General features: G+C 59.7%; 9 protein-coding genes and 1 pseudogene. 5 read left to right on the top strand and 5 right to left on the bottom strand.

The window, feature by feature from the left end:
• Positions 1-86 precede the first annotated feature (86 nt).
• Positions 87-947, bottom strand: a complete 861-nt coding sequence (locus JWR98_RS27630; protein WP_170039859.1) for a MurR/RpiR family transcriptional regulator — start codon at positions 945-947, stop codon at positions 87-89.
• A 219-nt stretch (positions 948-1,166) separates the two neighbouring features.
• Here JWR98_RS27630 and zwf point away from each other — a divergent pair.
• The 3 genes and pseudogenes from zwf to JWR98_RS27615 all read left to right on the top strand — a co-directional run bounded on the left by zwf (position 1,167) and on the right by JWR98_RS27615 (position 4,015).
• A pseudogene (gene zwf, locus JWR98_RS27625) lies at positions 1,167-2,632 on the top strand (glucose-6-phosphate dehydrogenase).
• The gene (pgl, locus tag JWR98_RS27620; RefSeq protein ID WP_078734429.1) at positions 2,619-3,332 is read left to right on the top strand and encodes a 6-phosphogluconolactonase; all 714 of its coding nucleotides are present in this window, start codon (positions 2,619-2,621) and stop codon (positions 3,330-3,332) included. Before zwf ends, pgl begins: the two are co-directional and overlap by 14 nt.
• Positions 3,333-3,349: 17 nt before the next feature.
• The gene (locus JWR98_RS27615) at positions 3,350-4,015 is read left to right on the top strand and encodes a bifunctional 4-hydroxy-2-oxoglutarate aldolase/2-dehydro-3-deoxy-phosphogluconate aldolase (protein ID WP_042945189.1); all 666 of its coding nucleotides are present in this window, start codon (positions 3,350-3,352) and stop codon (positions 4,013-4,015) included.
• Between the two features lie 106 nt (positions 4,016-4,121).
• Here JWR98_RS27615 and JWR98_RS27610 read toward each other — a convergent pair whose 3' ends face one another.
• Positions 4,122-5,297 (bottom strand): aminotransferase class V-fold PLP-dependent enzyme, encoded by a 1,176-nt coding sequence (locus JWR98_RS27610; RefSeq protein WP_205491741.1) that lies wholly within the window; start codon positions 5,295-5,297, stop codon positions 4,122-4,124.
• A gap of 14 nt (positions 5,298-5,311) precedes the next feature.
• Positions 5,312-5,548, bottom strand: coding sequence for a DUF3820 family protein (locus JWR98_RS27605; RefSeq protein WP_008056784.1), 237 nt, complete (start codon positions 5,546-5,548; stop codon positions 5,312-5,314).
• 232 nt (positions 5,549-5,780) lie between these two features.
• Here JWR98_RS27605 and JWR98_RS27600 point away from each other — a divergent pair, with 232 nt between their 5' ends.
• Positions 5,781-6,248 (top strand): ferritin-like domain-containing protein, encoded by a 468-nt coding sequence (locus JWR98_RS27600; RefSeq protein ID WP_034139096.1) that lies wholly within the window; start codon positions 5,781-5,783, stop codon positions 6,246-6,248.
• An 88-nt stretch (positions 6,249-6,336) separates the two neighbouring features.
• Here the strand turns inward: JWR98_RS27600 and JWR98_RS27595 are convergent, their stop codons facing one another.
• Positions 6,337-6,807, bottom strand: a complete 471-nt coding sequence (locus JWR98_RS27595) for a MaoC family dehydratase (protein ID WP_003175719.1) — start codon at positions 6,805-6,807, stop codon at positions 6,337-6,339.
• 57 nt (positions 6,808-6,864) lie between these two features.
• The gene (locus JWR98_RS27590; protein WP_078734427.1) at positions 6,865-7,809 is read right to left on the bottom strand and encodes an alpha/beta hydrolase; all 945 of its coding nucleotides are present in this window, start codon (positions 7,807-7,809) and stop codon (positions 6,865-6,867) included.
• 219 nt (positions 7,810-8,028) lie between these two features.
• Between JWR98_RS27590 and fadD2 the strand changes: the two genes are divergently transcribed.
• Positions 8,029-9,717 (top strand): long-chain-fatty-acid--CoA ligase, encoded by a 1,689-nt coding sequence (gene fadD2 / locus JWR98_RS27585; RefSeq protein WP_205491739.1) that lies wholly within the window; start codon positions 8,029-8,031, stop codon positions 9,715-9,717.
• Positions 9,718-9,748 lie beyond the last annotated feature (31 nt).

Genomic DNA, 9,748 nt, shown 5'->3' with positions numbered 1-9,748 from the left:
CCTCCCACATTTGAAGGTATCCACAGATCAAAGTGTGGGAGGGGGCTTGCTCCCGATGAGGCCAGTGAAGCCAACACACATGCCGCTTAGTTGAATTCATCCCCCACCGGATACCGGCTGTCATTCAGACTCTCTTTGATCTTGCGCAAATGCGGCTGGAAATCCACTCCGCGACGCAAGGTCATGCCGGTGGCCAGCACGTCCAGCACCGTCAATTGGATGATCCGCGAGGTCATCGGCATGTAGATATCGGTGTCTTCCGGCAGCGGAATGTTCAGGCTCACCGTACTAGCCTTGGCCAGCGGCGAGTTCTCGGCGGTTACGCCCAGCACGGACGCACCGTTTTCGCGGGCGATACGCGCCACTTCCACCAGTTCACGGGTACGCCCGGTGTAGGAAATAATCACGAACAGCTCGCCGGTATGCGCGACCGACGCGATCATGCGCTGCATCAGCACGTCGGCGTGCGCGGTGACCGCCAGGTTGAAGCGGAAGAACTTGTGCAGCGCATCCATGGCCACCGGTGCCGAAGCACCCAGGCCGAAAAAGTGGATCTGCCGCGCCTGGATCAACAGGTCCACGGCCTTGCTGATAAGGGCCGGGTCCAGCGCCTGGCAGGCACTGTCCAGGGAAGCGATGGCGCTGCCAAAGATCTTCTGGGTGTAGGCCTCGGGGTTATCATCGGCTTCCACGGCGCGGCTGACATACGCGGCACCACTGGCCAGGCTTTGCGCCAGTTGTAATTTGAGTTCAGGGTAACCGCTGACACCGAACGAACGGCAGAAACGGTTGACCGTCGGTTCACTGACCGAAGCGGCTTGGGCGAGGGCGGCGATAGAGAAGCGGGTCGCCTGCTGCGGGTTGAGCAGGATGACCTCGGCGACTTTTTTCTCGGCCTTGTTCAATTCTTCGAGGCGGTTCCGGATCTGTTCCAGAAGATTTCGCACGCGGTCCATTCAGTCTTTCCTTCGGGCGACGATGCAAATAAAAGGCGGCAGCCAATCGACGAGTGGCTTTTCGCGGTGGCCTATCCTACTGAGGGTAGCTGAACACCACCACACGGAATGCGTATTTCGGGAAAATGTTGTGGTTATTACTACATTTTTCCTTGAGTGATGCCTTGAAAAAAGGTATTTGTAGCTTAACTTGATAAAAGAACAAACATCATGCCTTTGATAACCGTAGAACCCTGCACCTTTGCCCTGTTTGGCGCCTTGGGTGATCTGGCGCTGCGCAAGTTATTTCCTGCCCTCTATCAACTCGATGGCGCCGGGCTGCTGCACGAGGATACGCGCATCCTGGCCCTGGCCCGTGAAGCCGGCTCCGAACAGCAGCACCTGGCCCATATCGAAAAAGAACTGCGCAAATACGTCGGCAAGGAACTGGAAGAAACCATCGTCCAGCGTTTCCTGGCGCGACTGACCTATGTGCACGTCGACTTCATGAAGGCCGATGACTACGTGGCCCTGGCTGAAAAAGCCGGCACCGAGCAACGCCTGATCGCCTACTTTGCCACACCGGCGGCGGTGTACGGCGCGATCTGCGAGAACCTGTCCAAGGTCGGCCTGGCGGAAAACACCCGTGTGGTGCTGGAAAAGCCCATCGGTTCGGACCTGGAGTCCTCGCGCAAGGTCAACGACGCCGTGGCGCAGTTCTTCCCGGAGAACCGCACCTACCGCATCGACCACTACCTGGGCAAAGAAACCGTCCAGAACCTGATCGCGCTGCGTTTCGCCAACAGCCTGTTCGAAACCCAGTGGAACCAGAACTACATTTCCCACGTGGAAATCACCGTGGCCGAGCAGGTCGGTATCGAAGGCCGTTGGGGTTACTTCGACAAGGCCGGCCAACTGCGGGACATGATCCAGAACCACCTGCTGCAACTGCTTTGCCTGATCGCCATGGACCCGCCGGCCGACCTGTCCGCCGATAGCATCCGGGACGAGAAGGTCAAGGTGCTCAAGGCCCTGGCGCCCATCAGCCCGGACGGCCTGACCACCCAGGTTGTTCGCGGCCAGTACATCGCCGGCTACAGCGCCGGCAAACCGGTGCCGGGTTACCTGGAAGAAGAGAATTCCAATACCCAGAGCGACACTGAAACCTTCGTCGCGTTGCGGGCCGATATCCGTAACTGGCGTTGGGCCGGGGTGCCGTTTTATCTGCGCACCGGCAAGCGCATGCCGCAAAAACTGTCGCAGATCGTCATCCATTTCAAGGAACCGTCCCACTACATTTTCGCCCCCGAGCAGCGCTTGCAGATCAGCAACAAACTGATCATCGCCTGCAGCCGGACGAAGGGATTTCCCTGCGTGTAATGACCAAGGAGCAGGGCCTGGACAAGGGCATGCAACTGCGCAGCGGCCCGCTGCAACTGAATTTTTCCGACACTTATCGCAGCGCACGCATCCCCGATGCCTACGAGCGTTTGTTGTTGGAAGTGATGCGCGGCAATCAGAACCTGTTTGTTCGCAAAGATGAAATCGAAGCCGCGTGGAAGTGGTGTGACCAGTTGATCGCCGGGTGGAAGAAATCCGGTGATGCGCCCAAGCCGTATGCGGCGGGGTCCTGGGGGCCGATGAGCTCCATTGCACTGATCACGCGGGATGGGAGGTCGTGGTATGGCGATATCTGAATTGAAACTGCCTCAGGGCGTGACTGCCCATGAGTACCGTTCGCCGGTGCTGCTGGCAGAGGGCCTGGCCAATGACGTGGCCGAGCAACTGCGCGGGGCTATCAGTGCCCGAGGCGAAGCGACCCTGGTGGCGTCCGGTGGCCGTAGCCCCGTGGCGTTTTTTCAGCACCTGGCCAAGCAAGGCCTGGACTGGTCCAAGGTCACCATTACCCTGGCCGATGAACGCTGGGTGCCGGTGGAGCACGCCGACAGCAATGCCGGTTTGTTGAAGCAGCACCTGTTGCAAGGCCCGGCTGCCAAGGCCCGATTCCTGAGCCTGTACAGCGCCACGCCAACCCTTGAAGACGCCGCCGAGCAGGCCGATCGCCTGCTGGCCGAACTGCCGGCCATTGATGTGCTGGTGCTGGGCATGGGCGATGACGGTCACACCGCCTCGCTGTTTCCCAACAGCCCTAATCTCGCCGAAGCACTGAAGGCCGACGGTACCCGCCGTTGCTGGCCGATGCTCGCGCCTACCGTGCCGCACCAGCGCCTGACCATGAGTCGCGCCTTGCTGGCCACGGCCAATTACACCGTGCTGTCGATTTCCGGCAGTTCGAAGTTGACGACCTTGAGCGCCGCCCTGGCCAGTGACGATGTTGCTGCCATGCCGATTCGCGCGTTTTTGCAACCTACATTAGAGATTTACTGGTGCCCATGAGCCAAGGATCAGCCGCTATGAAAAGCCCTCAACCCACCGTGTCCATGGCGGACAAAGTTGCCCTGATCGACAGCCTCTGCGCCAAGGCGCGGATCCTGCCGGTGATTACCATCGCCCGTGAACAGGACATTCTGCCGCTGGCCGATGCCTTGGCAGCCGGTGGCTTGACTGCATTGGAAGTGACCCTGCGTTCCGAGTTCGGCCTCAAGGCCATCCAGGTATTGCGTGAGCAGCGCCCAGAACTCTGCACCGGTGCGGGCACCGTACTCGACCGTCATATGCTCGACGCGGCTGAAGTGGCGGGCTCGCAATTTATCGTCACCCCAGGCATCACCCGCGATCTGCTGGAAGCCTCGGTGCACAGTCCTATCCCATTGCTGCCTGGCATCAGCAATGCCTCCGGCATCATGGAGGGCTATGCCCTGGGTTACCGCCGCTTCAAGCTGTTCCCGGCCGAAGTCAGCGGCGGCGTGGCGGCCCTCAAAGCGCTGGGCGGCCCGTTCGGCGAAGTGAAGTTCTGCCCGACCGGCGGTGTCGGCCCGGCCAACATCAAAAGCTACATGGCGTTGAAAAATGTCATGTGCGTGGGCGGTAGCTGGATGCTTGATCCGGAGTGGATCAAGAACGGCGACTGGGCCCGCATTCAGGAAGTCACCGCACAGGCGTTGGCGCTGCTGGATTGATCTGATCTACCGAATCGTTGTTGCTGTGCTTAACGGCATTTTTGCGGTGCACTTGGTCGGTGTACCGCTTTTTTTTGCCTGTAGAAAAATCGAGAGCGCCACATTTTCAATGTGTGTTCAACTGGGTAATGGCGCAGACCAGCAGATTCATGTCCGCCGCAGACGTCACCAACCCCGGCGTCACCCGAATGCAGGTACCAAACGCCGCCCCCGTGCGCGTCGTGGCAAACAGGTCGTATTCCTTGAGCAACCGATCCACCATGACTTGCTGATCGCGCCCAGTGAACTTGAACGCGGTAAGCGCGCAGTACAACCGCGGATCATCCGACGTCAGTACCTCAATCCCTTCCAATCGCCGCACCTGCCTGACCCACAAATCCCGCAGGTAATTGACCCGCGCGCCTTTGGCCGCCGCGCCACCCAATGCCCGGTGTTCTTCAAACACCAGCGGCAGGGTCATCAGCGCCGGAAAGTTCGGCGTGCTGTAGGACGTACGTGCGCGTACATCGGTGGCGGGGTAGTGGAACTCGCCCATGTCCGGGTCGATGTCCTTCAGGCGTTCGGGGGCGATATAAAGAAAGCCCAGGGTCAGCGGCGCACCAATCCATTTGTGCAGGTTGAAGCCGGCGAACTGGATACCCAGCTCCGCCAGGTTGAACTCGAGTTGACCCAGGGCATGGGCGCCGTCGAGGATCACGTCGATGCCATGCTCCCGCGCGGCCTCGGCAATCGCCGCAACGGGCATTACCAGGCCGGTGCGGTGGGTGACATGGGTCAGCGCCATGAGCTTTAAGCGTGGATGTTGTATGAACGTATCGCGATAGGTCTGTACCAGGCTGTCGAAACTGGCCGGATGCGTGTGGGACATCTCGATTACGTCCACGCCGCGAACACCGGCCAGCCAGCGCATGGCGCCCTTGACCGTGTCGTACTCCAGGTCACTGATCAGCACCTGATCGCCCGGTTGCAGGCGGTTGTAGTTGCGGATCAGCGATTGCAAGGCTTCGGTGGCGTTGCGGGTGAAAGCGAGCGCCTGCGGCTCGACATCGATCAAGGCGGCCAGTTGGCGGCGGATCTCGTCGTTTTCGCCTCGCTCAAAGCGCTGGCGCACATGCACCGCGTTACTGCGGTTGATAAACGCCACGTGTTCCAGGTATTGCGCCTGCACCGCACGGCTCATGCGGCCGAAGTAGCCGTTTTCCAGGTTGATCGGGCCTGGTTCCAAGTCATAGCGCCGAGCGATGGCCTGCCAGTGATGTTCGTTGTCTGCGTTCCTTGGCATGGCGGGGCTCTTAGTCAATGGCGTGGGGCGGGTTTGCCGTGTTTCGCGCGCAGCGGTTCGAGTAATTCGGACAGGCCGTTGTGGTCGATTTCCTGCATCAATGCCAGTAAACCGCCCAGCTCACCGTGGGGGAAACCTTCACGAGCAAACCAGTTCAGGTAGGGGCCCGGTAGGTCGGCGATGATCCGGCCCTTGTATTTGCCGAAGGGCATTTGGCGAGTGATCAGCAGTTCGAGTTTTTCGGGGTTCATGGGACATCCGCTGCGTCAGTCGAGACCTTGGAAAATACAGGCATTCTGCATGAAGGCCAAATGACAGATCATGCAAATAACGAGCATACAGATGGTTCAATAATTCGTAACTTATTGATTTTAAGCATTAAAATTGTTTTTAAAAACCTGGCACGAGCGCTGCAACTACTAAGGCAAGCTGAAACAAAGCTTCTTTTAAGTTACCTCTTCAACCTGCCAAAGGAATTGAAAAATGACTGACATCAACAAAGAATCGATCTCCGTACTCAATGACCTGATCGAAACCAGCATCGACGGTCAAAAAGGTTTCAAGGAGTGCGCTGAGGACATCAAGCACCCAGAGCTCAAGGCCCTATTTGCCAAGCGTTCCGCTGACTGCGCGACGGCCGCCGCCGAGCTGAAAACCGCCGTGCGTGCCCTGGGTGGTGATCCTGAAGATTCCGGCAGCATGGCCGGTGCATTGCACCGTGGCTGGGTCGACGTGAAGTCGATGGTCACCGGTAAGGATGAAGAGGCTGTGCTCAACGAAGCCGAGCGTGGTGAAGACCATGCACTCAAGGCCTACCGTGAAGCGATCGAGAAGATCAACAAGCACAACCTGCTGGGCATTCGTGACCTGGTTGAGCGTCAGTACCACGGCGTACAGCGCAACCACGACCAGGTAAAAGCCCTGCGTAACCAGGCTCGCGCTCAGTCGTAAGCCTACGCGCTAAATGCTGTAAAAAATCTGCTGTAAAAAATGTGGGAGGGGCTGGCCCCCTCCCACATTTTTTTGTGTCGACCTTGAATCAGCCGATGCTGATCGGCGGCAGCTCGGTCAGGGTCACGACCTGCTGTTTGCGCGGCGCGAGGATCTCGGCTTCGCCATCCACCACCAGCTCATCGCGCTGGTTGAACACACGCGTGGCGATGCGTACGCGAAACTTCGGCAGCTTCTCGAGGATTTCCAGGCGCACGGTCAGGGTGTCGCCGATCTTGACTGGTTTCTGGAAGCTCATCTGCTGGCCGATATAGATAGTGCCCGGCCCAGGCAGCTCACAGGCTACGGCTGCGCTGATCAGGGCGCCGCTGAACATGCCATGGGCGATACGCTCCTTGAACATGGTCGCCTTGGCGTATTCGGCATCCAGGTGCACCGGGTTGTGGTCGCCCGACATGGCGGCGAACAGCTGGATATCGCGCTCTTCGACGGTCTTGCTGTAGCTGGCGGTCTGGCCGACTTCGAGGGCTTCGTACGGGGTGTTGGTTACCTGGGTCATCTAAAGGTGCATCCTGTGGCTAATCGGTAATTTAACTGGCTGATATTAAAGGTAAATTTATTCGCAGCGAGCCGGCCTGCGCAAGGTCAGGGCCTGGTCGAGCCACGTCAGCACATCCGCGGTGACTTCATCGCGGTTGGTTTCGTTGAACACTTCGTGACGCGCCTGCGGATAGATATTCAGTTGCAGGTGCTGACACCCGGCCTCACGCAATGCGTTGGCCAGACTGGTGAGACGTTTGCCCTCACTCACCGGATCACATTCGCCGCCCATGACCAGAATCGGCAGGCCCGGATCGATCTGCGCGAGGTTGGACGCTTTGCTGATTTGCTGCAAGCCGCCGAGCAAGTCGACCCACAGCTGGTTGGTGCAGCGGAAACCGCACAGCGGGTCATTGATGTATTTGTCCACTTCCGCCGGGTCGCGGCTGAGCCAGTCGAACGCCGTACGGTTGGGCTTGAACGCTTTGTTGAACGAGCCGAACGACAGGTAATCGATCAGCGCGCTGCGCCCGCGCAGCCCCTGGCGCAAACGTTCGGCGCGGGCGATCACGCGTGCGGCGCGGTACAGCGCCACCGGCTGGAAATTCGAACCGCTGAGAATCGCCCCATGCAGGCTCGCGCTGTGGTGCAGCAGGTAGGCCTGGGCGATGTAGCTGCCCATGCTGTGCCCCAGCAAAATGATCGGCAGCCCTGGGTGCTGCTGGCCAACGTGATGATTGAGGCTGGCCAGGTCGCCCACCACTTTGTTCCAACCATCCTCTTCGGCGTATAAGCCCAGCGTGCCTTCGTCGGCGGTGCGGCCGTGGCCGCGCTGGTCCAGCGCATAGACAGCGTAGCCGGCGGTACACAGGGCATCGGCCAGCCGCGCATAACGGCCGCTGTGCTCGGCCATGCCGTGGGACAGCATCAGCACGGCCCTGGCCGGACCCTCCGGCATCCATTGGTTGACGTACAGGCGGCTGTGGTCATTTGCGGTCAGCCAGTGGTCGCTGTGGTTCATGGCGGTTCCTTGTTTCAAGGTCTGCTCGGTCTCGTAGCAGTGTATAGCGCATCCGCTGAAACGCGGGGTATCTGCCTACGCATCAGCAGCTAGATTCACACAATCAATGACGGGCCCGGCTGTATTTGCCTGTTTGGCCATAGCTGCTAACGTCCCCAAAGCTCCGCTTTTTATAAGTTATAAGCGGCCAGACACATTCAGGTACCGAGGACAAGAATAATGCAACCTGATTTCTGGAATGACAAACGCGCGGCGGGCGTTCCCAATGCCATCGACCTCTCGGCCTACAAGTCGGTGATCGAAGTGTTCGAGCGCTCCTGCAAGACTTTCGCCGACCGTCCGGCCTTCAGCAACATGGGGGTCACCCTCACGTACGCCGAGCTTGAGCGCCAGAGTGGGGCGTTCGCCGGTTACCTGCAGCAGCACACTGACCTCAAGCCCGGCGAGCGCATCGCGGTGCAGATGCCCAACGTGCTGCATTACCCGATCGCCGTATTCGGCGCCCTGCGCGCCGGGCTCATTGTGGTCAACACCAACCCGCTGTACACCCCGCGCGAGATGCGCCACCAGTTCAAGGATGCCGGCGTGCGGGCGCTGGTCTACCTCAACCTGTTCGGTTCACGTGTGCAGGAGGTGTGCGCCGACACCGAGATCGACTACCTGATCGAAGCCAAGATGGGCGACTTTCTGCCAGCCGCCAAAGGCTGGCTGGTCAACACCGTGGTCGACAAGGTGAAGAAGATGGTCCCGGCCTATCACCTGCCACGCGCGGTGTCGTTCAAGCGTGCGCTGCGCATGGGGGCGGGCCTGGGTATAACGCGCCATCCCGTGAGCCTGGATGACATCGCGGTGCTGCAATACACCGGCGGCACCACCGGCCTGGCCAAGGGCGCGATGCTCACCCATGGCAACCTGGTGGCGAACATGCAGCAGGTGCGCGCGTGCATGTCGCAGACCGGCGAAGACGGCCACCCGCTGATCAAGGAAGGGCAGGAGGTGATGATCGCGCCGCTGCCGCTGTACCACATCTATGCGTTCACGGCCAATTGCATGTGCATGATGGTGTCGGGTAACCACAACGTGCTGATCACCAACCCGCGGGACATCGGCGGGTTTATCAAGGAGCTGAAAAAGTGGCGCTTTACCGGGCTGTTGGGGCTCAACACGCTGTTTGTGGCGTTGATGGACCACCCTGACTTCAAGAGCCTGGATTTCTCCCATCTCAAACTGACCAACTCCGGCGGTACCGCGCTGATCAAGGCCACGGCCGAGCGTTGGGAACAACTGACCGGCTGTGCGATTGGCGAGGGCTACGGCCTGACGGAAACCTCACCGGTCGCCAGCACTAACCCTTATGGCAACAAATCGCGCTTGGGCACCGTGGGCATTCCGGTGCCGGCGACGGCAATGAAGGTGATTGATGACGCTGGCGTGGAGCTGCCCTTGGGCGAGCGCGGCGAACTGTGCATCAAGGGCCCGCAGGTAATGAAAGGTTACTGGCAGCAACCGGCCGCCACCGCCGAGGCCCTGGACGCCGAAGGTTGGCTCAAGACCGGCGACATTGCGGTGATCGACGACGATGGCTTTGTGCGCATTGTCGATCGCAAGAAAGACCTGATCATCGTCTCGGGTTTCAACGTGTACCCCAATGAAATCGAAGACGTGGTGATGGCTCATCCGGGCGTGGCCAACTGCGCCGTGATCGGCGTGCCGGACGAGCGCACCGGGGAGGCGGTGAAGCTGTTTGTGGTGGCGCGTGCCGAAGGCGTGAGCCTCGAGGAGTTGAAGAGCTACTGCAAGGCCAACTTCACGGGGTACAAGGTGCCCAAGCAGATTGTGCTGCGCGATTCGTTGCCGATGACGCCGGTAGGGAAAATTTTGCGGCGTGAGTTGCGCGACATCGCCTGAGTTGAAATTGGGTCAAAAAATGTGGGAGGGG

The organism is Pseudomonas lactucae (assembly GCF_016937615.1).
GTDB lineage: Bacteria > Pseudomonadota > Gammaproteobacteria > Pseudomonadales > Pseudomonadaceae > Aquipseudomonas > Aquipseudomonas lactucae.
The sequence above is the reverse complement of the archived record's forward strand: the minus strand, read 5'-3'. Positions and strand labels throughout refer to the sequence as shown.